The sequence below is a fragment of the Cryobacterium sp. TMT2-42-4 genome, assembly GCF_004402645.1.
Classification (GTDB): Bacteria; Actinomycetota; Actinomycetes; order Actinomycetales; family Microbacteriaceae; genus Cryobacterium; species Cryobacterium sandaracinum.
Genome location: NZ_SOFT01000042.1, coordinates 1 through 25,221, shown reverse-complemented (window position 1 = coordinate 25,221; position 25,221 = coordinate 1). Strand labels below are relative to the sequence as shown.

Sequence of the window (25,221 nt, the reverse complement as noted above, 5' to 3'; positions counted from 1 at the left end):
TCGAGGAATGCCTTCCGCCTCGACTGCCGCTTCCACCCCGGCCGCGTCCGACCCTGCCTCCTCCGCCGCCTCCGCCGATTCCGCTGTGGTCGCGGCTTCCGCTGGCGAGCGCCTGCGGATTGCCAGCGTGAACGTGAACGGCGTGCGCGCCGCCTTCCGCAAGGGAATGGGCGACTGGCTATCCGAACGCGACGTGGACATCCTCGCCCTCCAGGAGGTGCGTGCCTCGACCGAGGACCTCGAAGGTCTGCTCGGACCGGAATGGAGCATCCTGCACGACGCCGCCACCGCGAAGGGCCGGGCCGGGGTGGCCCTGGCCAGCCGATCGACCGCGGCCATCCACCGGGTCGAGCTCGGCGCCGCCGAATTCGACAGCGCCGGCCGCTGGCTCGAAGCCGACTACGAGGTCAACGGCAAATTGATCACCGTCGTGAGCACCTACGTGCACTCCGGCGAGGTGGGCACCCCGAAGCAGGTCAAGAAGTACACGTTCCTCGACGCCATGCTCGAACGACTGCCCGAGCTCGCCGCACACAGCGACCGGGCCGTCGTGCTCGGTGACCTGAACGTCGGGCACCGCACGTTCGACATCAAGAATTGGCGCGGAAACGTGAAGCGCGCCGGGTTCCTGCCCGAGGAGCGCGCCTACTTCGACCGCATCGTCGGCGCCGAAGACGCCCCGGACTACAACGCCGGGGCCGGACTTGGCTGGGTCGACGTGGGGCGCCGGTGGGCCGGCGAAGTGGACGGGCCGTTCACCTGGTGGTCGTGGCGCGGCCAGGCGTTCGACAACGACACCGGCTGGCGGATCGACTACCAGCTGGCCACAGCGGCGCTCGCGGCATCCGTCACCGGCTACGTCGTCGACCGCGCGGCCGCCTACGACCAGCGCTGGTCCGACCACGCCCCCGTGGTCGTCGACTACACCATCTGACCTCCCCTCCATCTCGCGCCTTCGGCCCGGCCGGCGGCCACACGCTACGAAAAGATCTGATCCCATGACCAAGCCCCGCCTCTACTCGGGCATGCAGCCGAGCGCCGATTCCCTGCAGATCGGCAATTACATCGGCGCCCTCCTGAACTGGAAGGCGCTGCAGCAGACCCACGACGCGTACTTCTCCATCGTCGATTTGCACGCCCTGACCGTGGCGCAGGACCCGGTGAAGCTGCGGGAGAACACCCGCCGCACCGCCGCCCAATACATCGCGAGCGGCATCGACCCGTCGGCGTCGACACTGTACGTGCAGTCGCATGTCGCAGCACACGCCCAGCTGGCCTGGGTGCTGAACACGATCACCGGTTTCGGCGAGGCCAGCCGGATGACCCAGTTCAAGGACAAATCCGCCCGGCAGGGATCGGACGCGACGACCGTGGGACTGTTCGCCTACCCGATGCTGATGGCCGCGGACATTCTGCTGTACGACACCGAGATCGTGCCGGTCGGCGAGGACCAGCGTCAGCACGTCGAACTGACCCGCGACCTCGCGGCGCGCTTCAACGCCCGGTTCGGGCAGACGTTCACCGTGCCGGAGGTCGCCATCGTCACGGAGACCGCCAAAATCTACGACCTGCAGAACCCGACGTCGAAGATGTCGAAGTCGGCCGAGTCGCACGCGGGCGTGATCTGGCTGCTCGACGAGCCGGCGGTGACGAATAAGAAGATCATGCGCGCGGTCACGGATGCCGAGGGCGGTGTGGTCTTCGACCGCGAGAACAAGCCGGGCGTGGCCAACCTGCTGACGATCTACTCGGTGCTGGCGGAGCGCTCGGTGGGTTCGATCGAGGACGAGTACGTCGGCCGCGGCTACGGCGACCTGAAAAAGGGTCTCGCCGAGGTGGTCACGGGCACGTTCGGGCCGATCCGGGCGCGCGTTCTCGAGCTGCTCGACGACCCGGCCGAACTCGACCGTCTCCTCGCCCTCAACGCGGACCGGGCGGCGGCGGTGGCCAACGAGACGCTGGCGCGCGCCTACGACCGCGTCGGCCTGCTACCGCGGCGGTAGGGCGGTGGTGTCGATCGTGCTGAGCTCGCTGCCGATGGGGCGGGGCCGGCCCGTTGACGTCGTCGTCGTCGTCGTCGTCGTCGTCGTCGGGTAGCGGATGTCCGCGCCCGGGCCCGACGTCGTTCTGTTCGACCTCGATGACACCCTGTTCGCCCATCGCGGCGCCGTGGCCGACGGCCTCCGCGCCTACCTCGACTCTCTGGGCGGCACTTACACCGACGCCGACCCCGGCAAGGCGCTGGCACTCTGGGACGACCTGGAAGATCGGCATTACCACGCCTACCTCGCCGGCAGTCTGGACTTCGCGGGGCAGCGCCGGGAGCGGGCCCGCGACTTCGCGGCGGCGCACGGCGTGACCCTGACCGGGCCGGCGGCGACGAGCTGGTTCGACGCGTATTTTCTGCACTATCGGGCGAGTTGGCGCCTCCACACCGATGCGCTCCCCTGCCTCGACGCGCTGGCCATCGCCTTTCCGGGCGTGCGGATCGGGCTGATCACCAACGGTGAGTCGACGCCTCAGGGGCACAAACTGGCGGACACCGGGCTCGACGTGCGGGTGGAGCACGTGATCGCATCCGGCAGCCTGGGCTTAGCCAAGCCGGATCCTCGCATCTTCCGGCATGCCTGCACGGTGTTCGGGTCGGAGCCGGAGCAGGCCGTCTACGTGGGCGACCGGCTGCGCACGGACGCGATCGGAGCCGCCGCGGCCGGGCTGACCGGAGTCTGGCTGGACCGAACCGCGGCCGGGGCTGGTGGTGCTGGGGCCGGGGCCGATGCGGCCGAGGCCGCTCGGCTGGGCGTCATCCGGATCGCCAGCCTCGCCGCGCTGCCCGGGGCTCTCGCGGCCCGCAGCCACACCCCACTGACCGCTGGCCCCCGCTGACGGTGCCGCTGGGGTCCCCGCTGACGGTGCCGCTGACCGCTGGCCGGCCCTTGTGTGGCCAACTCAGGACATCCGTCGCATGCGTTCCTCTTCGCACCGGAAACACGCGGCTCTGATGCTGCGATCCGGCCGATCTCCTGAGTTAGCCACACGAGGGTGGGTCTCGACCACATGGAGGTCGGGCCCGCGGGCGGGCCGCCCCGCTGCGCGCGCCGCCCGGCCACGCTGACGGCAACGCCGGGCTCGAAGCAGGCACGGGCCCTGCCTGCGTGGCCAACTCAGGACATCCGTCGCATCCGTCCCTATTTACCCCGCAAACACGCGGCTCTGATGCTGCGATCCGGCCGATCTCCTGAGTTAGCCACACGATGGTGGGTCTCGACCACATGACCGGCAGGTTGGGTGACCGCCGAGCCGGACCCGGCAGCCCCGCGGGATCGGATGTCGGCTTGCCGGGAACCGACTAGACCATGAAGGTGCTGGAGCGGATGTCGGCTTGCCGGGAACCGACTAGACGATGAAGGTGCGGTAGTGACTGGTCGACGCCAGAAGGCCGATGATCGCGGCGATGACGCGCTCCGGGTGGTGGATGATGTCCCGGTAGAGCACCCGCAGAGTCAGGTACCCCCGCATGGCGAGGTCGCAGTCGCGGGTGCGGTCCAGCGCGTGCGCCTCCCAGCCGTCGTGAAACTGCCGGCTATCGGCTTCGACCGCTATGCGCCCCTCGACGATCATGTCGACGCGACCGACGCCCCCGATCTCGACCTGGATCTCGACGTCGAAGCCCGCTCCCGTGATCACGAGGCGGAGCACGGTCTCCTGGCGGGATTCGCTGCGACAGTCGATGAGCGGGCGCAGGGACTGCAACTCCGCGGGCAGGGCTGCGAAGATCTGGGCCACGGCCTGCTCCGCAAGCAGTCTCTTATACAAGGCATTATCGAGTGAGGCGATCGCGAATCTCGGCTCCTGGCACCGGAAAACCTGGACCAGCGCATCGGCCAGCCCGATACGGAACTCGGTGCCGCCGCGGGGGTCGAGCAGTTGACCCCAGTGGAGTTCCACACCGTCTCGGTTGTGAGCGTTGAGCTGTTGAAATCGGTCGTGCGGCGCCCTCAACCGGGAAGCGGTGGGGTCGACATGGATGTGCGCGAAGGTGCTGTCCAGGGCGAAGATCCCGGCATTCGCAACCGCGGAGACGCAGGCGAGTCGCCCACCCAGCCGCACCGCTTCGAGGATGTGCGCATCCGTATCGGGAAGCGCATAGTGCCCTCGACGTGCCCTCACCAGATATCCACTCTTCACGGCCGCCCTCAGCACCCGCCAATTGGCGCCGGCGGCGTTCAGCGCCCCGGTTTCGGCGATCTGCACATTGTGCACGCGGAAGTACTCTGCCCAAGTCATGTCGACAGTGTGGACAGCGCGGGTTCTGTCCGCCGCGTCGGCCGCCCACCTGTGGCCTGCTCCGGTCAGCCTGTGCTGTGGAGGACCCGCGGTGGCGCCGCCGACCCGTGGCTAATTCAGGAGAAACGGCTGTGAAGCGAGGGACAAACTGCACCAGTCCGGCATCCTTCGGCGCCGCCTGGGTAGATCTCCTGAGTTAGCCACACACACCACCCACGGGAGCTGCCCACCGGGACGCGCCACGAAGGAACTGGCCGACGGGGCACGGATGCCGAGACCCGGCGGCCAGGTGCGGCCGCCGGGTCTCGGTGGGGTGCGTCGTGTGCGGAGGGGGGTGAGGGCTAGATCACGTCGGCATCGACCCAGTCCAGGGACTTGGTGACGGCCTTCTTCCAGTTGCGCAGCAGTCGGTCGCGCTCGGCGATGTCCAGGCTCGGCTCCCAACGTGCGTCTTCCTGCCAATTGGACCGCAGCTCGCCGAGGTCGTTCCAGAAACCAACCGCCAGGCCGGCCGCGTAGGCGGCACCGAGGGCGGTCGTCTCCGCCACCACCGGGCGCACGACGGACACGCCGAGGATATCGGCCTGGAACTGCATCAGCAGGTCGTTGGCCGAGGCCCCGCCGTCGACCTTGAGCTCGGTCAGCGGCACACCGGAGTCGGCGTTGACCGCATCCAGCACCTCCCGGGTCTGGTACGCGATCGCCTCGAGTGCGGCGCGGGCGATGTGGCCCTTGTTCACGTAGCGGGTGAGGCCGACCAGGGCGCCACGGGCATCCGCACGCCAGTACGGCGCGAACAGGCCGGAGAAGGCCGGCACGAAGTAGGCGCCGCCGTTGTCCTCGACGGACAGGGCGAGCGCCTCGATCTCCTCGGCCGTGTTGATGATGCCCAGGTTGTCGCGCAGCCACTGCACAAGCGAGCCGGTGACCGCGATGGAGCCCTCCAGGGCATAGTGCGGTTCGGCGTCGCCGAGCTTGTAGCCGAGCGTGGTGAGCAGACCGTTCTTGGAGTGGATGATCTCGGTGCCCGTGTTGAAGATCAGGAAGTTGCCGGTGCCGTAGGTGTTCTTCGCCTCACCCTGGTCGAAGGCCGCCTGACCGAATGTGGCGGCCTGCTGGTCACCCAGGATGCCCGCGATCGGGGTTTCGCGCAGCAGGCTGTGGCCGCTCGCGATGCCGTAGACCTCGGACGAGGAACGGATCTCGGGCAGCATCGACTTGGGCACATCGAACGCCGCGAGGATCTCGTCGTCCCACTGCAAAGTTTTCAGGTCCATGAACATGGTGCGGCTGGCGTTGGTGACGTCCGTCGCGTGCACGCCGTCCTCGAGGCCGCCGGTCAGGTTCCAGAGAACCCAGGTGTCGGTCGTGCCGAACATGAGGTCGCCGGCCTCGGCCTTCTCGCGGGCCCCCTCGACGTTCTCGAGGATCCAGACGATCTTGGTGGCGGAGAAGTAGGTCGCCAGCGGCAGGCCGACCTGGGCCTTGAACCGTTCGACGCCTCCGTCGGCGGCGAGCCGATCCACGATGGGCTGGGTGCGGGTGTCCTGCCAGACAATGGCGTTGTAGACGGGGATGCCGGTGTGCCGGTCCCAGACGACGGCGGTCTCGCGCTGGTTGGTGATGCCCACTGCCGCGATGTCGTGGCGGGTCAGGTTGGCCTTGGCCAGAGCCTGGCCGATGACCTCACGGGTGTTGTTCCAGATCTCCATCGGGTCGTGCTCGACCCAGCCGGCCCGGGGGAAGATCTGCTCGTGCTCGAGCTGACCGGTCGAAATGATCGACCCGGCCTTGTCGAAGATGATCGCACGGGAACTGGTGGTTCCCTGGTCGATTGCGATGACGTACTTTGCCATTGTTAACTCCTTTGTCAATGCTGGGTTCACGGTTGTTCAGGAACGAGAAGAGGAGAAGAGCGCGCCGCCTAGGCGAGGATCGGCAGGAGGAACGCGGAGGTCCAGCCGGCCAGCAGGCCACCGATGACGGGACCCACGACGGGCACCCACGAGTAGGCCCAGTCGGAGGAACTCTTGCCCTCGATCGGAAGCAGGAAGTGCGCGATGCGCGGGCCGAGGTCACGGGCGGGGTTGATCGCGTAGCCGGTCGGTCCACCGAGCGAGGTGCCGATCACGATCACGAGCAAGGCCACCGGCAGGGCACCGAGGGCGGCCAGGCCGCCGTTCTCGCCCTGGCGTCCGCCGCCGAACGCGATGACGACGAAAACGAGCACGAAAGTGCCGATGATCTCGGTGACCAGGTTCCAGCCATAGGAACGGATGGCCGGGCCGGTCGCGAACACGCCCAGCTTGCTGGCCGGATCCGGTTCCTGGTCGAAGTGCTGCTTGTAGGCGAGCCAGACGAAGGTGGCACCCAGGATGGCACCGACCATCTGGGCCCCGATGTACGTCGCCACGGACACGGCGTTGACCGGGACACCCGAGCCGAATTCGGTGGCCCCGGACGACACGAGTCCCAGGGTGACGGCGGGGTTCAGGTGAGCGCCCGAGTTATAGGAGACGATCACGCCGGCGAAGACCGCGAGGCCCCAGCCGATGGTGACCATCAGGAATCCGCCGCCGAAGCCCTTGTTCTTGGTCAGGGCGACGTTGGCGACCACCCCGCAGCCCAGCAGGACCAGGAGAGCGGTTCCCACCACTTCCGAGAGAAATACGATACCGAGATTGTCCACGTTGACATCCTTTTAGATCATTGAAATGAAGAAAGCGAAAGAAACGGATAGTAGAAAACCTAGCGACTCGAGACCGCCGATGGTCCTGAGCGTGCTGCACGTTTGTGCAGATCAGCCTGTAAGTCTGTGGGTACGGAGCCGAGCCGGGGCCGAGCCGGAGGTCAGGCTGAGGCAGGCGACCGCAGCGGCCGCCCGTCGAGTAGCCGCGAGCAGTCCCTAAACGGCCGTCACGGCCGGCGTCTCCACCGGGGCCAGGTGCACGCCGTACATGTCGAGCAGTGTGTTCGCCGCGGTGTCGACCTCATGCGCGCTCCGGGCGGCGTCCCAGCCGAGAACCGGTGCGAGCACGCCGGCCAGCTCGGTGAGCAGTGGCAGAGTCACTTCGCCGCGGAAAGCGATGCTGGTGCGGCGCAGCAGCAGGTCCATCAGGTGCATGACCGATTCCGCCCGGGCGATGAGCTCGATTTCGCGCCGGGTGTAGCCGGGGTGCTGCGTGAGCGGTGCGTCCGGTTCGGCGGTGAGCCAGGCGATCACCTCGGTGGCGCGCGTGCCGTATCGGGTCAGCAGCACGTCGGCACGCTCGGCGCCGACCTCGTCGCCGTTGGCGGCCACCCAGACCCGGCGTGCGGCATCCGTCGCCGGGAAGTCTCGGCCGCCGCCGATGGACAGGCCGACCGTCGAGACGGTGCGCGGCACGCCGAGCAGGGTCAGGATGTCACCGCTCAGGTGCTCGGCCAGGGCTCGGAAGGTAGTCCACTTGCCGCCGACCAGGCTCAGCAGGGTGCCGGGCCGGGCGCCGAGCGGGCGCGATTCGATGCGATAGTCGCGCGAGACGAAACCGGGCGCCTCGTCATCGTGGCGGGGCAGCGGGCGCACGCCGGCGAACCGGAACACGATCTGCGACCGGTCGACGGCCACCTTCGGGAAAACGTGGTTGACGAGTTCGAAGAAGTAGTCGACCTCGGCCTCGGTGCAGCGCGCCGGCTGGGTCATGTCGTGCTCGAGGTCGGTCGTGCCGACGAGAACGCGGCCCGCGAGCGGGTAGATCAGCACGATGCGGCCGTCCTTGTGCTCGAAGAAGATCTCGCGACCGCCGGTCGCGGCGAGCAGTTCGGGGTTGTCGAGCACGACGTGCGACCCCTTGGTGCCGCCCATGTAGGTGCTGGCCTGGCCGAGGGCCGTGTTCGTGAGGTCGGTCCACGGTCCGGATGTGTTAACCACGATGTCGGCCTCGAAGCTGAATTCGGCGCCGGTGACCGTGTTGCGCAGACGCACGCCCGCAGCATCCATACCGACGGCCTCGATGTAGTTGGCGCTGCGGGCATGGGGGCCGGCGGCCAGGCCGTCAGACAGCACATCGAGGGCGAGACGCTCCGGGTCGTGCATGGAGGCGTCGTAGTAGGTGGCCGTGTACTTGAGGCCCGGATTGATCTGCGGCAGCACCGTGAGCGACGCTTTCTTGCCGAGGAACTCGTGCCGGGGCACATTGCCACCGTCGCGGGAGAAGGAGTCGTAGAGCATCATGCCGATCTTGATCAGCAGAGCTCCGCGCTCCTGGGCCGCGCCCTGTTTGTGGGTGAGGAACCGCATCGGCGCCGACATCACTCCGGAGAAGGTGGAGTAGATCGGGATGGTCGTCTTGAGCGGTTTGACGTAATGGGGGGCGATCTTGAGAAGGCTGTTTCGCTCCTCCACCGACTCCTTGACCAAGCGGAATTCGCCGTTCTCGAGGTAGCGCACACCGCCGTGGATCATGTGCGAGGAGGCCGAGGATGCTCCGGAAACGTAGTCGCCCTTGTCGACGATGGCGACGTCCACGCCCTGCAGGGCCAGATCGCGAAAGGTCGCGATGCCGTTGATGCCGGCTCCGATAATGAGAACCTGGGCGCGGGGGCGGTCCTGGATGGCGGCCTGGGCGGCGGCGCCACTGGACGTGGCCGGTGCGGAGGAAGACTGATCGGGTGTGGACAGCACTGTTCGCTCACTTCTCTGCGGGGTTTGAGGGGATTGCTTCCACCCTGCTAGGTTCTACACAAACGGTCAAGCGGTTTGAACATATGTGCAAGGAGTCAGAATGACCCATCCGGACGATCCGTCCCTGTCGGACCGAACGAGTGACGCTCTCACGGCGGCCCACCTTTATTACATGCAGGACCTGACCATGGAGGCCATCGCTCGGGAGCTGCACACCTCCCGCTCCTCGGTGTCCCGCCTGCTCAGCCAGGCCAGGACCAGCGGGTTGGTCGACATCCAGATCCGGTCCCCGCTCGACGCGACGAGCCGGGTGGAGAAACTCATCCTGGACCGATTCCAGGTCACCGCGCACGTCGTGCCGGTGCCCGACCACGCCAGTGACGTCGACCGATTGGAGCGGGTGGCCCTCTCGGTTGCACGCATTCTCGGCGAGTTCTTTGATTCGAACATGATCATGGGTATCGCCTGGGGTTCCACCATGAATGCGGTCAGCCGCCACGTGACCCCCAAGCGCACTCACAACGCACAGATCGTGCAGCTGAATGGCGCCGGCAACACGCGCAGCACTGGCCTGGACTACGCCAACGAGATCTTGCAGCGGTTCAGCAACGCGTTCGGCGCCCGCCTGGAACAGTTCCCGGTTCCCACCTTTTTCGACGACCCGGCCACACGCACGGCGTACTGGCGGGAACGCGGCCTGCGCCGGCTCCTGGAGATGCAGCGGAACATGGACGTCGCTCTCTTCAGCGTGGGTTCGCCCTTCTCCAACGTCCCCAGCCACGTCTATGTCGGCGGTTACCTCGACGATGACGAACTCACGGAGCTCAGCGATGCCGGGGTCGTCGGCGACGTCGCGACGGTCTTCTACCGCGCGGACGGATCAACCGACGGCATCCCGCTCAATGATCGCGGCACCGGCCCGGAACTGTCGGTGCTGCGCCGCACCCCCCGGCGCATCTGCGTCGTCTCGGGCAAGTCCAAGGTGGACAGTCTCCGTGGTGCGCTGGCCGCCAACCTGATCACCGACCTGTTCATCGACGAGAGCACCGCCCGGGAACTGTGCGAGTGAAAAGACGCAGGCCCGCCGGCGCCACGAAAGTTCGTGGCGCCGGCGGGCCGACAAGTCAGTGCTTCTGCACGTACTTGACGGGGGCAGGCAGGCCGCGTGCCACGCGAACGGAGCGCGAGAGCCGCTCGATCGACTTGAGGGCGTCGAGGACGTCGTCGGCAGTGACCACGAACGGCATGTTGTGGATCGTCTCACCCGGCAGGGTTGACGCCGCGGCGATGGCCCTCAGCTCCTTCTCGTCGTCCAGGCTGAGACCGATCTCGGTCAGCGTGGTGGGCAATCCGACGAGAGTGGTGAACTCGATGAAGTCTTCCACCTCGGCCCGTGGCGCGCCCTCAAGGACCAGCTGGGTCAGCGAGCCGATGTTCACCTTCTGACCGTGGGTGAGCCCGTGGGTCTGCGGGGCCGCGGTCAGGCCGTTGTGGATGGCGTGGGCGGCGGCCAGACCGCCCGACTCGAAACCGAGGCCGGACAGGAGCGTGTTCGCCTCCACCAGCTTCTCGAGGGCAGGAGTGACCAGGTTGTCACGCACGGCGTCGAGGGCGGGAAGAGCGTTCTCCCAGATGACGTCCCACGACAATTTGGCCAGCGCGGTGCCGGTCTGGGTCGGCAGCCCCCCGGCCATCGTGGTCGCATGGGCAGCCGCCGTGGCCCGGGCTTCGAGCCAGGTTGCCAGCGCATCGCCGACTCCGGCGATCAAGAACTCGACCGGCGCGTTGGCCACGATCTGGGTGTCGATGAGCACGAGGTCGGGGTTGCGCGGGAAGAACCGGTACTCGACGAACTCGCCCTCATCCGTGTAGATCACCGAGAGTGCGGAGGTGGGAGCATCGGTCGACGCCACCGTGGGCACGCTGACCCAGCGAATACCGGCCAGGAAGCCGGCGGCCTTGGCGGAGTCGATCGTGCTTCCGCCACCCACGCCGATGATCACGTCGGCCGCGGTCGCGCGGATCTTCTCGACCAGCGCGTCGACCGCGGATGCGGTTGCGAAGCGGCCGAAGGCGACCCGTTCAACGCGGAGGCCGGCAGCAGCGAAGCTCGCCGAGACCTGCTGCCCTGCGAAACCCCACACGACGTCATCAGCGACGATCAGGGGGGCGGAGCCGATCTGGGATACGAATTCGCCGAGGCGATCGATCGCTCCCTTGCCTTGGACGTAACGTCCGGGGCTCATGACTGTGCGGATTGGAGTGGTCATCGTGGACCTTCTTCCTGGTCGAACTGCGTCTACATCTTTGTCGGACGGCGGCGGTGAACCGGTCTTCCGGGGCACAGATTTCACACTACATCCGCCGATTCGACCGATACCGGATGCTGTGCAGCGGGCGACCGTGCAACCGCACCCTCCGCGCGCTGCCCCGCACGTCCGCCCAACCCGAGGCCCCGGATTCGAGAGGAGATCTGGCGCACGAACAGGCGTCTCGAGACCTATTTCTGAATGCTATTCAGGATTAGCGGGACATACATTGCTTTTTCTGAAGACACGCGGTGCACGTCTGTGCAAATCCGATGCTCGGGCGGACCCGGCACCGGCAGCTAGGCCGGCGCCGGCTCCAGCAGGAGCGCGGCGGCGGACCGGGCAGCACCGGCGCTGCCGGCGGCGACCGCGGCGATCGCGGCGTCCCGGCACTGGGTTACCGTCACGCCGCGCAGGAACTCCGCCACACCGCCCAGGGCGCGCGGGGACATCGACAGGCTGGTCGCCCCGAGTCCCACCAGGATGGCGGAGAGCATCGGATCGGCCGCGGCCTCACCGCAGACCCCGACCGGTTTGCCGGCCGCCAGACCGGCCTGGCAGGCCTCCCGGATCATCCTCAGGACCGCGGGCTGCCAGGGGTCGTTGAGCAGGGCGAGCTCCCCCATCAGCCGATCGGCCGCCATGGTGTACTGGGCGAGGTCGTTGGTCCCCAGACTTGCGAAGTCAACCCGTTCGAGGATGGGGCCCGCCGTGATGGCGGCAGCGGGAGTCTCGATCATCACGCCCACATTGTGCAGGCCGTGCGCGGCACAGCGGGCCGCGAAATCCACGGACTCGTCGACGGTCGCGATCATGGGGGCCATGACGCCGACGTCGGCGTTTTCCGCGGCGGCCGCCGCTGCGATGGCCTGCAGCTGGGTGTCCAGCAGTTCTGGCCGCTGCCACGCTGTGCGATACCCCCGGATGCCGAGGGCAGGGTTGACTTCGTCGGCCGCCGTGACGAAGGCCAGCGGCTTGTCGGCCCCGGCATCCAGCGTTCGGATCGTGACCTTCTTCCCGGGGAATCCGGCGAACACCTGCCGGTACGCGGCGACCTGTTCGTCGAGTCCCGGAGCCTCGGCGTGGTCGAGGAAGCAGAATTCGGTGCGGAAGAGGCCGACACCCTCGGCCTTCGCCTCGATCGCGGCGGCAACACTGTCCGGCGACGCCACGTTCGCGAGGAGCTGAACGCGGTGCCCGTCCCTGGTCTGTCCCGTGCCGTCGAAGGTGATCACCCGGCTGTGCTGTTCCTCGGCTCGCGCCACCTGGTCGTCGGAGGGATTCACGACGATCTCACCGGTCGTGCCGTCAACGATCACCACGCTTCCCTCGGGCAGGTCCATCGCGTCACGAGCCGCCACCACGGCAGGCAGGCCGAGCGCCCGCGCGAGGATGGCCGTGTGGGAGGTGGGGCCGCCTTCGACGGTGACGATGGCCCGACACACCGTGGGGTCGATCAGGGCCGTGTCGGCGGGGGCCAGGTCCCGGGCCACGAGCACATACGGCTCCACACGATCCGGCAGCCCCGGTGCCGGTCGGCCGAGCAACTCGGACACGATGCGGTTGCGCACGTCATGCAGGTCCGGGATGCGTTCGGCGAGGAGCCCACCCTGCTCCGTGAAGGCCGCCGTGACCTCGCCCACGGCCGCCCAGACGGCACGCTCCGGAGTGTGGCCCTGCCCGGTCACCCGGGAAACTGCAGCGTCGATCAGCCCGGGATCCGCCGCCATCAGCGCCGTTGCTTCCAGGATGCCCCGCGCCGCGCCCGACACCCGGGCCGCCTTGTCCCGCAGTGCCCGGGCTACGGATGATGCGGCGGCCACGATCCGCTCCGCGGCCGCCTCCCGCGCGCTCACCGGGAGTGCGGCTGCCGGTCCCGGTTCATCCAGTGTCTCCGGCATGCGCACGATCGGACCGACGGCCAGGCCGGGGCTCACGCCCAGGGGCCCGCTCGACGGCGCTCCGCTGGATGGCTGAGCCTGCGGTTGGGACAGGGACAGCGCGGGCTCGGGCGCGCGAGCGGAGGCGGCCCCCAGCTCCCCGAAGCCCTTCCCCACGAGGTCGCTCACGGCCTCGAGCGCCTCCACGGCCTGCCGCCCGGCCGCGGCGACGGAGATCGTGTCGCCCTTCCGGGCGTCGACGGTCAGCAGGGCAGTCGGGCTGTTGGCCGGCACCGGGGGCCGCCCGGTGCGGAGGTTGGCGACCGTGACCGTGGCCTCGAAGGCGCTGAGGGCGGTCACGAGCATCGACACCGGTCTCGCGTGCAGGCCGTCGGGGTTCGGCAGCGTCACCTCGATCGCGTGTTCCGCCGCCGAGCCCGAGTCGGCCGGCAGATCGGCCGGGTCCTCGTCGCCCAGGTGACTCTGCTTGGCGCGGAGAGCACCTCGGGCCTCACGTTCCACTTCGTCCAGGGTGGCGCCACCCGCCGCGCGCACCACGGCCGCCATCAGGCCCTCCACGAACGGGCCGCTGCTGAGCCGGACGGGCAGGTCGGGGTCGTCCGAGAACTCAAGCGCCATTTCGGCGCTCATCACAGCCGATCCCAGATCCATCATCACGAGCACGCCTTCGGGAGAGGCAACCTCGGCGATGGCCTCGGCGACCTTGAACGCATCCGTTCCGATCACGCCCTCGCCGGCACCGGCTGCGATCGCGATGTCCGGGCCGTTGACCCCGACCATTTCCACTGCGAGGTCCACTGCCGCCTGCGCGAGACGGGGGCTGTGCGACACCACGACGATTCCGATCACGGTCTACTCCTCGCCGAGGATCTCGGCCAGAGCCTGGAAAAGCAGCGCCGTCGATGCGGCTCCCGGGTCGATGTGGCCGATGCTGCGTTCCCCCAGATAGCTGGCCCTGCCCTTGCGGGCGACCAGGGGTGCGGTGGCATCCCGCCCGGTTTGCGCGGCGGAGTAGGCGGCACGGGCCGCCGAGGAGATATCGGAAGAAATGACGAGTTCGGCATCGAACGCGTCGAGCGCGGGAGCGAGGACGTCGAACATGGTCTTGTCGCCGGCCTCGGCCTTGCCGCGGGCAACAACGCCGCCCAGCCCTGCACGGAGCGCGGCCGCCAGGCCGGGCGCGTCCAGGGTGCCGACCGGTCCTGCCGAGGTACCGATCCGCAGGAAGAAGGTGCCGTACAGGGGGCCGCTGGCGCCACCCACGGACGTCACCAGGGTCATCCCCACGCCTTTGAACAGTTCGTCGACGGCGCCGGCCGGTGAGGCCTGGATTTTCTCCAGTACCGCACCCATTCCGCGGGTCATGTTCGAGCCGTGGTCCGCGTCGCCGATGGCCGAGTCCAGCTCGGTGAGGTAGGAGACCTGCTCGGTCACCAGGTTGCGAAAGCGGGTGAGCCAGCCGGTGAACTGGTCAAGGCTGATCGTGTCATTCGTCATGGTGCTAGATCCCCCACCGCAGTCCGGAGGTGTTCACCGGCGCGTCCCACAGCTGAAGCAGATTCTCGTCGGCCTTGAGGATCGTGACGGAGCAGCCCGCCATGTCCAGCGCGGTGATGTAATTGCCCACGAGTGAGCGGGCGACCGTGATGCCGGCGGCGCCCAGGATCTTCCTGACTTCGGCATACATGACATAGAGCTCGATCAACGGGGTTCCGCCCAACCCATTCACCATCACGATCGTCGGGGCGCCGGTGTAATCCAGGTCGGCGAGGATCGGCTCAACGAGCAGACGAGCGATCTCGGCGGCGCCGGCCAGCGGCACGCGGCGGCGTCCCGGCTCCCCGTGAATGCCCACGCCGATCTCCATTTCGCCCTCGGCGAGTTCGAAGGTCGGCTTCCCGGCCGCGGGAACCGTGCAGCTGCTCAGGGCCACGCCCATGGAACGGCCGGACTCATTGACCTGGCGGGCCACCGCGGCGACGGCCGCGAGGTCGCGGCCTTCCTCAGCCGCCGCACCCGCGATCTTCTCGAGCAGGACAGTGGTGCCGACGCCCCGGCGGCCGGCGGTGAAGGTGGAATCCTCGACCGCGACGTCGTCGTCGACGACCACGACGGCAACCTCGATCCCGGTCTCCGCCGCGGCCAGTTCCGCGCCCATTTCGAAGTTCATCACGTCGCCCGTGTAGTTCTTGACGATGTGAAGCACGCCCGCTCCACTGTCCACGACCTTCGTGGCCTCAAGCATCTGGTCGGGTGTCGGCGAGGTGAAGACCGCCCCGGCGCAGGCCGCGTCCAGCATTCCCACGCCGACGAAACCACCGTGGAGCGGCTCATGGCCGGTTCCTCCACCCGAGAGCAGCGCGACTTTGCCGGCTCTGGTCGGGTCTGCTCGGTAGATGATGCGGTTGACGTGGTCGACGCGAAGTTCCGGGTGTGCGGCCGCCACGCCGACGAGGGAATCGGCGAGAACCGTCTCCGGGGAATTGATCAGTTTCTTCATGGTGAGACCTCCAGGATTATCTTCATGTTTGCTCTCCGTTGAACTTTTCGAGCTGGATCCGCGAGCACCTTTCCTCGCGACTCAAAGAAATACAGAACGCAATTCGATAATGTCGAATATCCTCCGGAGAGATGGTCGATGTCAACACGGTGCAGGAAGACTTGTCGGGGACGCGGCATACTGAAGGGATCAACCGGAGAGGCAGCTGTGATTCAAGCCATCGATCGTGCGGCGAAAGTGCTGTCGTCGTTGCAGGGCGCACGCCACCTCGGCATCACCGAGCTCGCCACCGAACTCGGGCTGCCGGTCTCGACCGTGCACGGCATCGTCAAATCTCTGCAGGGCCACGGTCTTGTCGCGCAGGAGCCCGGCGGCAACCGGTACATGCTCGGCCCGGCCCTGCTCAAACTGTCGAATGTCTACCTCGACACGCTCGATGTGCGCGCGCGGGCCATGCGCTGGACCCTCGAACTCGCGCGCAGAACCGGACTGTCCACACGTCTGGGGGTGCAATTGTTCGACGAGGTCATCATCATTCACCACAATCAGCGGCCTGACGGCAGCCAGCAGATGCCCGAAACGGGCCTCTCCATCCCGGCCCACGCCTCGGCAATGGGCAAGGTTCTCCTCGCATACAGTCCGGAATACGCCTCCGGACTGCTGGGGAGGCCCCTGCGCAGTCTCACCGGCGCCACGATCATCGACCCGGCTCAGCTGGCCATCCAGTTCGCGTCGATCGTGAGCAACGGCATCGCCACCGAAGAGGACGAGGCCGTGCTGGGCGAGTCGTCGATCGCGGCGCCCGTGGTCGACACCCGCGGCAATGTCATTGCCGCGGTCGCCATCGTCGTACCGTCGAGCGAGTGGCCTCCCGACTCCAGCGTGCTGAACGGACTGCGTGAGACGGCCCGGAACATCTCCCGGGAACTCGGCGCCAGCACCTGGCCGCCGCGGGCCCCCCAACCGGCCGTCGCCGCGCATCCGCAGTCGTGAGCACCACCCGCAGGCCGCACTCTCGAACGGGAATTTTTCTGTGGCCGACGCGTTGGGATATAACTAGTAGTAGTTATATGAAACGTGCTCCGGGGTCGGTGTAAGTCCGAACCGGCGGTGAAAGTCCGCGACCCGTGCCACTCCCAGAGCGGAACGGTTGAGCTGGTGTAATTCCAGCACCGACGGTTAAAGTCCGGATGAGAGGCGCACGAGTCGATGGACCATTCCGGTCGGTCGGCGGGTTTCGCAACCCACATGGTGTTCGCCGCACCGAAAACCCGGAGTTCGTTGCACCAACGGACAGGACGGGAATGACGGACCAAGCGACGCTCGAGGCCACCATGCGGCGTGCGCTCGCGTTGGCCGCGAATGGGCCCGCCACAGGCCCGAACCCCCGCGTCGGCTGTGTTCTCCTCGACGATTCCGGGCAAGTCCTGGCCGAAGGCTGGCATCGCGGCGCCGGAACCCCCCACGCCGAGGTTGTCGCCCTGAGCCGACTCGCCGCCGGCGCGGCCCGCGGTGCCACCGCCGTCGTCACCCTCGAACCCTGCAACCACACCGGCCGCACCGGCCCCTGCTCGCTCGCCCTGATCGACGCCGGCGTCCGCCGGGTCGTCTACGGCGTCGCCGACCCCGGTGTCGACTCCTCGGGCGGGGCCGACCGGCTCCACGGCGCCGGAATCGACGTCACCGGCGGGCTGCTCGCCGGCGCGGGAGAGGCGTTCCTCGCCGACTGGCTCGTCGCCGCCCGTCTTGGGCGCCCGTTCGTGACGCTCAAGTGGGCGTCGAGCCTCGACGGGCGCGCGGCGGCCGACGACGGGACCAGCCGCTGGATCACCGGACCGGAGGCCCGGCAGGACGTGCACCGGCGTCGCGCGGCAGCCGGCGCCATTCTCGTCGGCACCGGCACCGCGCTCGCCGACGACCCTGCCCTGACCGCCCGCGACGCCGCTGGAGAGCTTCTGCCCACGCAGCCGGTGCCGGTCGTGATCGGCACCCGCGGCATCCCCACCGACGCCGTTCTCCGCGCCCACCCGCATCCGCCCCTCTTCTTCGCCACCGACGATCTGCTGGCCGTGCTGCACGACCTGCACCGGCGCGGCATCCGTCACGCCTTCATCGAGGGTGGGCCCACTCTCGCCAGCGCGTTCGTCGCGGCCGGCCTGGTCGACGAGTACCTCGTGTACCTCGCGCCCACGCTGCTCGGCGGCGCCCGGCTCGCCCTGGGCGACATCGGGGTGGCCGGCATCACCGACCAGCGCCGCCTGGCCATCGACCACTACGACCGACTCGGCGACGACCTCCTCGTCGTCGCCCGGCCGAGATAGGACACCCATGTTCACCGGAATCATCGAGGAACTCGGCCAGGTCGAGAAGGTGGAGCGATCCACGGATGCCGCCCGCCTCACCATCCGCGGCCCGCGAGTCGTGGCCGACGTCGGCCACGGCGACTCGATCGCGGTCAACGGCGTCTGCCTCACCGTGGTGGAGCGGACCGGCGACACCTTCACCGCCGATGTGATGGCCCAGACCCTCCTGATGTCCACCCTCGACGCCGCCCGCGCCGGCAGCCCGGTCAACCTCGAGCGCGCCGCCCTCGTCGGCGACCGCCTGGGCGGCCACATCGTGCAGGGTCATATCGACGGCACCAGCACCCTGCTGGCCGTCACCCCCGGTGAGGCCTGGCGGGTGCTGCGATTCAGCCTCTCCGCCGAACTCGCCCCGCTCGTGGTGGGCAAGGGCTCCATCGCCGTGGACGGCGTCTCGCTGACCGTCAGCAACATCAGCCCGGCGAGCGAACCGGACCAGTGGTTCGAAGTCTCGCTCATCCCCGAAACGCTCACCGTCACGACGCTGGGACAGCGCGCGATCGGCGATCACGTCAACATTGAAACCGACATCCTGGCCCGCCACGTCGAGCGCATGCTCGCCCTAGCGGACGCCGGATCGAAAAGGAGCCACTCATGAGCCTCGCCGACATTCCCACCGCACTGGCTGCCCTCCGGCTCGGGAAACCGGTCATCGTCGCCGACGACGAGGGCCGTGAGAACGAGGGCGACGTGATCATCTCCGCCCAGATGGCCACCCAGGAGTGGATCGCCTGGACGGTGCGGTACTCCTCCGGCTTCATCTGCGCGCCGATGACCAACGACCTCGCCGACAAGCTCGATCTGCCGGTAATGGTGCCGAACAATGAGGATCCCCGCGGCACGAATTACACGGTGTCGGTCGACGCGGCCGACCGGCTCAGCACCGGGATCAGCGCGGCCGACCGCGCGCACACCCTGCGCGTGCTGGCCGATCCGGCCTCCAGGCCGTCGAGCTTGCACCGGCCCGGCCACATCATGCCGCTGCGCGCGAGGGATGGCGGTGTGCGCGAGCGGGACGGCCACACGGAGGCGGCCGTCGACCTGATGAAACTGGCCGGCCTCGTGCCGGTCGCCGGGATCTGCGAGATCGTCGCCGAAGACGGCGAAATGATGCGCCTGCCCGGGCTTCTCGCCCTCGGCGAGCGCGAGGGCGTGCTGGTGATCACCATCAAGGACCTGATCGCGTACCTGCAGGAGTTCCACACCGACACCGCGCTGCCCACAGTCAGCCCGATCCTCGAATCGCCGCGGGTGGACTTCGAGGTGGAGACCACGGTGCCCACCCGGCACGGCTACTTCCAGGTGCGCGCCTACCGGGACCGGATGACCGGCGCCGACCACGTGGCCATCGTCTCCGGCACCCCCGCCGACGGCGCGATCGTGCGGGTGCACTCCGAGTGTCTCACCGGTGAGGCGTTCGGCTCTCTCAAATGCGAGTGCGGGCCGCAGCTGGATGCCGCCCTGGAGACCATTCAGGAGCTCGGCGGCGTCGTGGTCTACCTGCGCGGCCAGGAGGGCCGCGGCATCGGGCTGATCAACAAGCTGCGCGCCTACAAGCTCCAGGAGGAGGGCCTGGACACCTTCGACGCCAACGTGGCGCTGGGCCTTCCCGCCGACTCCCGCGACTACGGCGCCGCCACGGCCATTCTGCACGACCTGGGCCTGTCCGGCGTGCGGCTGCTGACCAACAACCCGGAGAAGGTGCGCCAGCTCGAGGCGCACGGCATCACCGTGACCGAGCGAGTGCCGCTCGTCGTCGGCGTCGGCACGCACAATCAGGGCTACCTGGCCGTCAAGCGCGACCGGATGGGCCACCACATCGCAGAAGCAGACATGCTGAAAGGAATCGCACTATGAGCGGAGCAGGCTCCCCGGAGATCGAGATCGACGGAACCGGGCTGGACATCGTGATCGTCGCCGGACGCTGGCATGACGTGATCACCGACGGGCTGATCGCCGGTGCGACCCGGGTGCTCGAGGCATCCGGTGCCCGCTACTCGCTCGTGCGGGTTCCCGGCAGCTTCGAGCTGCCGGTGGCGTGCAAGGTGGCCCTCGACAACGGCGCCGACGCGGTCGTCGCGCTCGGCGTGATCATTCGTGGCGGCACCCCGCACTTCGAGTACGTGTCGTCGGCGGCAACGGATGGCCTCACCCGGGTGGCGCTGGACACCGGCAAACCGGTGGGTTTCGGCGTGCTCACCCTCGACGACGAGCAGCAGGGTCTGGACCGAGCGGGCCTGCCCGGCTCGAAGGAGGACAAGGGCGAGGAGGCGGCCGCGGCGGCCATCGCGACCGCTCAGCTGCTGCAGAAGCTGCAGAAGCTGCGCGAGTAAGACACGACCGTGGTGCGCGGCGGTATCCGTATCGCTACCTGACGGCGGCTGTCACAAACGGCCGCCGTCCTCGTCTTCCCGCACCTGTTCCTCCCGACCGGCCACGAGACCACGGCGCTGCTCGCGTCGTTCGCCGTCTTCGGCGCGGCCATGGTGGCCCGCCCCATCGGCGCCCTGCTCTTCGCGACCTTCCTGATCGGGTTGCTGCCCACCGACGCCATAATGGGTTGGCTTGCGCCGGCCCTGCTCGTGGTCCTGCGCGCCTGGTCGAATCCGACGCGTTCACGAGGGTCGTCGCCACCAAGCGGGTGGAGCAGCTGCCGCTCGCGGCCGTGTTCACGTCGCACTGGCGCCAGTTGATCCTCGGCACGTTCATCATGCTGGCCACGTTCACACTTGGCTACGGCCGCGGCGCGACGGATGCCCCGGTGCCCGGCCTCGGGTACAGCTACGACGACTTCATCCTGATGATGATCGTCGGCGTGCTGCCGGTGTAGCGCACGCTGGTCGGGAACAGTCGCCGCGGCATCCGTCTGCCGGGCGCCGGGCGCCGACAACTGTTGCCGAAGCGGACGACTGTTGCCCGTGTGCCGGCAACAGTCGTCCGAACGGGCAACAGTTGCGTCGGGCGTGCGCTCCGTCAGTCGAGGAACAGGGTGCGCAGGCGCCGGGTCGTGAAGACCAGTCCAAGCAGGATCATCACCAGGTAGTAGAGCACGTGCCAGAGCATCCCGGCGTCGACCTGACCGGCGGTCAGGCCGCGCACCAGCTCCACCCCGTGCCAGAGCGGGAGCGCCTGGATCACGTACTGGATCGACTGCGGGTAGACGCTCAGCGGGTAGAACGTGGCCGAGAACAGGAACATCGGCAGCAGCAGGAACGTGATCCAGTCCATCTGCTGGAACGTCTTCATGAAGCTCGTCACGGCCATCCCCACGCTCGCGAAGCCGAACGCGATCAGGAGCACGGCCGGCAGGGCCAGCAGTGCCCACCAGGACAGGTTCAGCCCGAGCGCCTGCATCACGACCAGGAAGCCGGTGGCGTAGAGCGCCCCGCGGAGCAGCGCCAGCGAGATCTCGCCGAGCGCGATATCCAGCGGGCCGAGCGACGTGGACAGCATGCCCTCGTAGAGCTTGGCGAACTGCATCTTGAAGAACACGTTCCAGGTGGAGTCGTAGATGGCGCCGTTCATCGCGGCGACCGCGAGCAGGGCCGGCGCGATGAACGCCGCGTATGGCACCTCCTGGCCCGACTCGGTCGTGATCGTGCCGACCAGCGCGCCGAGGCCGAGGCCCATCGAGAGCAGGTAGAAGATCGGTTCAAAGAAGCCGCTGACCACGACGAGCCAGTTGGTGCTCCTCGTTGCCTGCCAGCCCCGGAACATGACGCTGCGGGCGTTGCCGGCGTAGAGCGCGCCGAGTGGGCGGGATGCCGGGGCATCCGTTTGCCGCTCGGTTCCGGTCATTTGTTCAGCCGCCTCGCCGTGATGCGCCGGGCTGCGACCCAGCCGGCAGCGAGCAGCACGGCCAGGTAGAGCACGTGCACCACGCTCAGCCAGAGCGGTTCGTTCGCGCCGTAGGCGAACACCCGGGCCAGTTCGGTGCCGTGCCAAAGCGGGGAGATCCAGCCGATCCACTGCAGCCAGATCGGCAGCACGCCGAGCGGGAAGAAGGTGCCGGAGAACAGCGTCATCGGCAGGATGACGAAGCGCATCACCATGGCCAGCTGGCCGGTGTCCTCGGTGAGGGTGGCCGTGTACGCCATCAGCAGGGCGCCGAAGCCGAGGCCGGTGAGCAGGGCGACGAACACGGTGACGAACCCAGCAGCTGCCGAAACCGCGCCGAACAGCAGCATGAACCCGTAGAAGATGCCGCAGGTGACGACCATGCGCACGGCCACCGCGATGACGATGCCGTTGATGATCTGGCCCGGCTGGATCGGGGCGGCATTCATCGCGAAGAACACCGGGTTCCATTTGAAGCCGAGCATGATCGGGTAGGTGAACTCGTCGCTCGCCACGGCGATCGCCGCGCTGCAGAGCAGGGCGGGGGCGACGAACGGCAGGTAGCTGACCCCGCCGACGGCATCCGTGCCCAGGTTGGCGTCGACGAGGGTGGCCAAGCCGACCCCCATCGCGTAGAGGTAGATGACCGGGTTGCCGATCGCGGTCACGACCACCGTCTGGGCGTAGGCGCGCAGCGACAGGAAGCGGTGCTCGGCGACGTACCAGGAGCCCCAGCGCCGGGTGCGCCGGGTGGAACGGATGGCCCGGTCGCCGACGGTCTCATCGACGGTCATTCGATCAGGGTCCGTCCGGTCAGGCGCAGGAACACGTCTTCCAGGCTGGAGCGCCGCACCAGGCTGGTGATCGGGGTGAGTCCGGCCTCCACGATGCGCACCAACTCGGACTCGCCGTTCTCGCTGTAGATCAGGATGCGGTCGGGCAGCACCTCGATGCGGTCGCCCATGCCTTTGAGGCGCGCGGCCACGTCGGCGTTGAGATCGGAGCCGTACCGCACCTCGAGCACCTCCCGGGAGGAGTAGGTGCGGATCAGCTGAGCCGGGGCACCCTCGGCCATGATCACGCCCTTGTCAATCACGACCAGCCGGTCGCAGAGCTGCTCGGCCTCGTCCATGTAGTGGGTGGTGAGCAGCAGGGTCGTGCCCTGCTCCTTGAGCCGGAACAGGCGGTCCCAGAGGATATGCCGGGCCTGCGGGTCGAGGCCCGTGGTCGGTTCGTCGAGCAGCAGGATGCTCGGGTCGTTGATCAGGGCCCGCGCGATCGTGAGGCGCCGCTTCATGCCCCCGGAAAGCGCGTCCACCTTCGACTTCGCCTTGTCCTCGAGCTGCGCGAACGCCAGCAGCTCGTCGGCGCGGCGGGCCACCTCGGCCCGCGGCAGGCCGAAGTAGCGGCCGTAGACGAGCAGGTTCTCGCGCACCCGCAGCTCGGTGTCGAGGTTGTCGGCCTGCGGCACCACGCCGAGCCTCGAGCGGATCTCCGGGCCGTACCGGTTCGGGTCGAGGCCCAGAATGCGGAGGTCGCCGCCGGTGCGGGTGGAGACGGCGCCCACCATGCGCATGGTGGTCGACTTGCCGGCCCCGTTCGGGCCGAGCAGCCCGAACGATTCGCCCGGTGCCACCTCGAACGAGATACCGTCGACGGCGGCGAAATTCTTGTACTTCTTGACAAGATTCTGGGCAACGATGACTGGCTCCGGCACAGTTCCTCACTGTAGACCGCCGGGCCAATCCACCGCAGGATGCGGTTAAGCTCATTTGGTGAGTACCCCCAGCAATCCCCGTTCCACCGCCCGCCCGACCACCAGCACGGACTTCCGCACGGCCGGTCGCACGGCCGGTCGCGGTCGCCTCGGCCGGATGGGGCGCCGCGACGATGCCGGCGGCCCCCGCGCGACGTTCAGCCAGCTGGTCCCGTACCTGCTCGAGCACAAGAAGGTGCTCGGCTTCGTCGTCGTACTCAGCATCCTCGGCGCCCTCGCCAGCCTCGCCCAGCCGCTCCTGGTCAGCCAGGTCATCACTATCGTGCAGGAGGGTGACGCGCTCGGCGGCCTGGTGTGGGCGCTGGTCGCACTCGTCGTCGTCTCCGCCCTGATCAGCGGTTACCAGCACTATCTGCTGCAGCGCACCGGTGAGGGCGTCGTGCTCTCCAGCCGCCGCAAACTGATCGGGCGGATGCTGCGCCTTCCGATCAGCGAATTCGACACCCGTCGCACCGGTGACCTGGTCTCCCGGGTGGGGTCGGACACCACGCTGCTGCGGGCCGTGCTCACCCAGGGTTTGGTCGAGGCGATCGGCGGGTCGCTCACGTTCGTCGGCGCGCTCATCGCCATGCTCGTGATCGATCCGGTGCTGCTCGGCCTGACGGTACTGGTGATCGCCGTGTCGGTGGTCACCGTCACACTGCTGTCGCAGCGCATCCGTGCCGCCAGCCTCGCCGCGCAGGCCAAGGTCGGCGACCTCGCCGCCAGTGTCGAGCGCGCCATCAGCGCGGTGCGCACCGTGCGCGCCTCCAACGCCACCGACCGGGAGATCGCCGCCGTCGAGGAGGACGCCAAGGGCGCCTGGCGGATGGGCATCCAGGTCGCGAGGATCTCGGCCCTCGTCGTGCCGATCGCCGGCATCGCCATGCAGGTGTCGTTCCTGGTCGTGCTGGGCGTGGGCGGCTTCCGCGTAGCCAGCGGCACCATCACGATCGCGGACCTGATCGCGTTCATCCTGTTCCTGTTCCTGATGATCGTGCCGCTCGGCCAGGCGTTCGGCGCGATCACCTCCGTGAACTCCGCGCTTGGCGCCCTCGGCCGCATCCAGGAGATCATCGACCTGCCCACCGAGGACCAGTTCGACCGCGACATCGCGCCGCTGGCCATCACGGTCGGCGCCGCCAACGAGTCGGTGCGGCCGGATGCCCCGGCGATCTCGTTCGAGAACGTGCAGTTCGGCTACCTGGTCGCCCCGGCAGCGACGGATGCCGCGGGTGCGGGCGCGGAGGCAGGGTCGGAGGCAGGTGCTGCCGGTGTCGGCCGTGGTGCCGGAGCCGCAGCCGGTGCGGGCGCTATCGGCTCTGCTCCGGCCGCGCCGGCGGATGCCAGCGCTCTTTCCGGTGCCGGGCGTTCCGCTCACACGGCTTCCGACGCCGAGCTTGTCGCCGCCGAGAACGCGCTGATCGAGACCGCCGTCGCGGCTCCGTTCGTGCTCGAGACCGCCATCGTGGTTCCGGCCGTGATGGAGGCCGTGCTGGCCGAACCCGACCTCGTCGAGGCAGATCTCGCTGCCGCTGACCGCGCCGCCGCGGCTCGGTCCGAGGCCGCCGCCGGCCGGGCGACCGCGCACGCCGCCGCCGCGGC

At 68.3% G+C, this 25,221-nt stretch carries 21 protein-coding genes, 1 pseudogene and 1 riboswitch; of the genes and pseudogenes, 11 read left to right on the top strand and 11 right to left on the bottom strand.

Translation table 11 applies throughout. The features are described from left to right. Positions 1 to 7: 7 nt before the first annotated feature. From E3O18_RS14100 to E3O18_RS14090, 3 genes are all read left to right on the top strand, one after another. On the top strand, positions 8 to 934 hold the full coding sequence (locus E3O18_RS14100; protein ID WP_134418372.1) for an exodeoxyribonuclease III: 927 nt from the start codon (positions 8 to 10) through the stop codon (positions 932 to 934). A gap of 64 nt (positions 935 to 998) precedes the next feature. Continuing rightward, positions 999 to 2,003, top strand: coding sequence for a tryptophan--tRNA ligase (gene trpS / locus E3O18_RS14095; protein WP_134395270.1), 1,005 nt, complete (start codon positions 999 to 1,001; stop codon positions 2,001 to 2,003). A gap of 97 nt (positions 2,004 to 2,100) precedes the next feature. Beyond that, positions 2,101 to 2,886, top strand: a complete 786-nt coding sequence (locus E3O18_RS14090; protein ID WP_134418371.1) for an HAD family hydrolase — start codon at positions 2,101 to 2,103, stop codon at positions 2,884 to 2,886. A 510-nt stretch (positions 2,887 to 3,396) separates the two neighbouring features. On the opposite strand, the gene E3O18_RS14085 is transcribed toward E3O18_RS14090, so the two are convergent. The 4 genes from E3O18_RS14085 to E3O18_RS14070 all read right to left on the bottom strand — a co-directional run bounded on the left by E3O18_RS14085 (position 3,397) and on the right by E3O18_RS14070 (position 8,881). Then, entirely contained in the window at positions 3,397 to 4,287 is an 891-nt protein-coding gene (locus E3O18_RS14085) for a hypothetical protein (protein WP_134418369.1), read from the bottom strand. A gap of 341 nt (positions 4,288 to 4,628) precedes the next feature. Continuing rightward, positions 4,629 to 6,143 (bottom strand): glycerol kinase GlpK, encoded by a 1,515-nt coding sequence (glpK, locus tag E3O18_RS14080; RefSeq protein ID WP_134395273.1) that lies wholly within the window; start codon positions 6,141 to 6,143, stop codon positions 4,629 to 4,631. A gap of 68 nt (positions 6,144 to 6,211) precedes the next feature. Beyond that, entirely contained in the window at positions 6,212 to 6,976 is a 765-nt protein-coding gene (locus E3O18_RS14075) for an MIP/aquaporin family protein (protein ID WP_134395274.1), read from the bottom strand. A 216-nt stretch (positions 6,977 to 7,192) separates the two neighbouring features. Further along, a complete protein-coding gene (locus E3O18_RS14070; protein WP_134395292.1) occupies positions 7,193 to 8,881 on the bottom strand; it encodes a glycerol-3-phosphate dehydrogenase/oxidase in 1,689 nt (562 codons plus the stop codon). Between the two features lie 169 nt (positions 8,882 to 9,050). Here E3O18_RS14070 and E3O18_RS14065 point away from each other — a divergent pair, with 169 nt between their 5' ends. After that, on the top strand, positions 9,051 to 10,019 hold the full coding sequence (locus tag E3O18_RS14065; RefSeq protein WP_134395275.1) for a sugar-binding domain-containing protein: 969 nt from the start codon (positions 9,051 to 9,053) through the stop codon (positions 10,017 to 10,019). 55 nt (positions 10,020 to 10,074) lie between these two features. On the opposite strand, the gene E3O18_RS14060 is transcribed toward E3O18_RS14065, so the two are convergent. The 4 genes from E3O18_RS14060 to dhaK all read right to left on the bottom strand — a co-directional run bounded on the left by E3O18_RS14060 (position 10,075) and on the right by dhaK (position 15,660). After that, positions 10,075 to 11,220: a glycerol dehydrogenase gene (locus tag E3O18_RS14060; protein ID WP_134395276.1), complete on the bottom strand. Its 1,146-nt coding sequence runs from the start codon at positions 11,218 to 11,220 to the stop codon at positions 10,075 to 10,077. Between the two features lie 338 nt (positions 11,221 to 11,558). Beyond that, complete coding sequence (gene ptsP, locus E3O18_RS14055) at positions 11,559 to 14,009, bottom strand: phosphoenolpyruvate--protein phosphotransferase (RefSeq protein ID WP_134418368.1); 2,451 nt, start codon at positions 14,007 to 14,009, stop codon at positions 11,559 to 11,561. 3 nt (positions 14,010 to 14,012) lie between these two features. Then, the gene (dhaL, locus tag E3O18_RS14050; protein ID WP_134395278.1) at positions 14,013 to 14,657 is read right to left on the bottom strand and encodes a dihydroxyacetone kinase subunit DhaL; all 645 of its coding nucleotides are present in this window, start codon (positions 14,655 to 14,657) and stop codon (positions 14,013 to 14,015) included. A gap of 4 nt (positions 14,658 to 14,661) precedes the next feature. Next, on the bottom strand, positions 14,662 to 15,660 hold the full coding sequence (dhaK, locus tag E3O18_RS14045; RefSeq protein ID WP_134395279.1) for a dihydroxyacetone kinase subunit DhaK: 999 nt from the start codon (positions 15,658 to 15,660) through the stop codon (positions 14,662 to 14,664). A gap of 207 nt (positions 15,661 to 15,867) precedes the next feature. Between dhaK and E3O18_RS14040 the strand changes: the two genes are divergently transcribed. The 6 genes and pseudogenes from E3O18_RS14040 to E3O18_RS16650 form a co-directional block, all read left to right on the top strand. Further along, positions 15,868 to 16,653: an IclR family transcriptional regulator gene (locus E3O18_RS14040; RefSeq protein ID WP_134395280.1), complete on the top strand. Its 786-nt coding sequence runs from the start codon at positions 15,868 to 15,870 to the stop codon at positions 16,651 to 16,653. An 81-nt stretch (positions 16,654 to 16,734) separates the two neighbouring features. Continuing rightward, positions 16,735 to 16,866: riboswitch (FMN riboswitch) on the top strand. 98 nt (positions 16,867 to 16,964) lie between these two features. Next, entirely contained in the window at positions 16,965 to 17,981 is a 1,017-nt protein-coding gene (gene ribD, locus E3O18_RS14035; protein WP_241978199.1) for a bifunctional diaminohydroxyphosphoribosylaminopyrimidine deaminase/5-amino-6-(5-phosphoribosylamino)uracil reductase RibD, read from the top strand. Between the two features lie 7 nt (positions 17,982 to 17,988). Beyond that, complete coding sequence (locus E3O18_RS14030) at positions 17,989 to 18,621, top strand: riboflavin synthase (protein ID WP_134395281.1); 633 nt, start codon at positions 17,989 to 17,991, stop codon at positions 18,619 to 18,621. Then, positions 18,618 to 19,880: a 3,4-dihydroxy-2-butanone-4-phosphate synthase gene (gene ribB / locus E3O18_RS14025; protein WP_134395282.1), complete on the top strand. Its 1,263-nt coding sequence runs from the start codon at positions 18,618 to 18,620 to the stop codon at positions 19,878 to 19,880. Before E3O18_RS14030 ends, ribB begins: the two co-directional genes overlap by 4 nt. Continuing rightward, on the top strand, positions 19,877 to 20,356 hold the full coding sequence (gene ribH / locus E3O18_RS14020; RefSeq protein ID WP_134418367.1) for a 6,7-dimethyl-8-ribityllumazine synthase: 480 nt from the start codon (positions 19,877 to 19,879) through the stop codon (positions 20,354 to 20,356). The genes ribB and ribH overlap by 4 nt, the downstream gene beginning before the upstream one ends. Before the next feature lie 48 nt (positions 20,357 to 20,404). Then, positions 20,405 to 20,844, top strand: a pseudogene (locus E3O18_RS16650) (hypothetical protein); the annotation flags it as partial. Positions 20,845 to 20,996: 152 nt separating this feature from the next. Here E3O18_RS16650 and E3O18_RS14010 read toward each other — a convergent pair. Genes E3O18_RS14010 through E3O18_RS14000 form a run of 3 tightly spaced genes read right to left on the bottom strand, consistent with a single transcriptional unit; the run spans position 20,997 to position 23,577 of the window. Beyond that, positions 20,997 to 21,821 (bottom strand): ABC transporter permease, encoded by an 825-nt coding sequence (locus E3O18_RS14010; RefSeq protein ID WP_134418366.1) that lies wholly within the window; start codon positions 21,819 to 21,821, stop codon positions 20,997 to 20,999. After that, positions 21,818 to 22,654: an ABC transporter permease gene (locus E3O18_RS14005; protein ID WP_134398856.1), complete on the bottom strand. Its 837-nt coding sequence runs from the start codon at positions 22,652 to 22,654 to the stop codon at positions 21,818 to 21,820. The genes E3O18_RS14010 and E3O18_RS14005 overlap by 4 nt, the downstream gene beginning before the upstream one ends. Then, complete coding sequence (locus tag E3O18_RS14000; RefSeq protein ID WP_134418365.1) at positions 22,651 to 23,577, bottom strand: ATP-binding cassette domain-containing protein; 927 nt, start codon at positions 23,575 to 23,577, stop codon at positions 22,651 to 22,653. Before E3O18_RS14000 ends, E3O18_RS14005 begins: the two co-directional genes overlap by 4 nt. A 157-nt stretch (positions 23,578 to 23,734) precedes the next feature. Here E3O18_RS14000 and E3O18_RS13995 point away from each other — a divergent pair. Next, positions 23,735 to 25,221, top strand: a 1,487-nt coding sequence (locus E3O18_RS13995) for an ABC transporter ATP-binding protein (protein ID WP_241976572.1), incomplete at its 3' end; no start/stop codon positions are given.

Excerpts from the sequence above, each read along its gene's own strand:
- E3O18_RS14090 (WP_134418371.1), top strand. The coding sequence starts at position 2,101 with ATGTCCGCGCCCGGGCCCGACGTCGTTCTGTTCGACCTCGATGACACC.
- trpS (WP_134395270.1), top strand. The coding sequence starts at position 999 with ATGACCAAGCCCCGCCTCTACTCGGGCATGCAGCCGAGCGCCGATTCC.
- glpK (WP_134395273.1), bottom strand. The coding sequence starts at position 6,143 with ATGGCAAAGTACGTCATCGCAATCGACCAGGGAACCACCAGTTCCCGT.
- ribB (WP_134395282.1), top strand. The coding sequence starts at position 18,618 with ATGAGCCTCGCCGACATTCCCACCGCACTGGCTGCCCTCCGGCTCGGG.
- E3O18_RS14100 (WP_134418372.1), top strand. The coding sequence starts at position 8 with ATGCCTTCCGCCTCGACTGCCGCTTCCACCCCGGCCGCGTCCGACCCT.
- dhaK (WP_134395279.1), bottom strand. The coding sequence starts at position 15,660 with ATGAAGAAACTGATCAATTCCCCGGAGACGGTTCTCGCCGATTCCCTC.
- E3O18_RS14030 (WP_134395281.1), top strand. The coding sequence starts at position 17,989 with ATGTTCACCGGAATCATCGAGGAACTCGGCCAGGTCGAGAAGGTGGAG.
- E3O18_RS14005 (WP_134398856.1), bottom strand. The coding sequence starts at position 22,654 with ATGACCGTCGATGAGACCGTCGGCGACCGGGCCATCCGTTCCACCCGG.
- E3O18_RS14065 (WP_134395275.1), top strand. The coding sequence starts at position 9,051 with ATGACCCATCCGGACGATCCGTCCCTGTCGGACCGAACGAGTGACGCT.
- E3O18_RS14010 (WP_134418366.1), bottom strand. The coding sequence starts at position 21,821 with ATGACCGGAACCGAGCGGCAAACGGATGCCCCGGCATCCCGCCCACTC.
- E3O18_RS14085 (WP_134418369.1), bottom strand. The coding sequence starts at position 4,287 with ATGACTTGGGCAGAGTACTTCCGCGTGCACAATGTGCAGATCGCCGAA.
- ribH (WP_134418367.1), top strand. The coding sequence starts at position 19,877 with ATGAGCGGAGCAGGCTCCCCGGAGATCGAGATCGACGGAACCGGGCTG.
- ribD (WP_241978199.1), top strand. The coding sequence starts at position 16,965 with ATGACGGACCAAGCGACGCTCGAGGCCACCATGCGGCGTGCGCTCGCG.
- E3O18_RS14060 (WP_134395276.1), bottom strand. The coding sequence starts at position 11,220 with ATGACCACTCCAATCCGCACAGTCATGAGCCCCGGACGTTACGTCCAA.
- dhaL (WP_134395278.1), bottom strand. The coding sequence starts at position 14,657 with ATGACGAATGACACGATCAGCCTTGACCAGTTCACCGGCTGGCTCACC.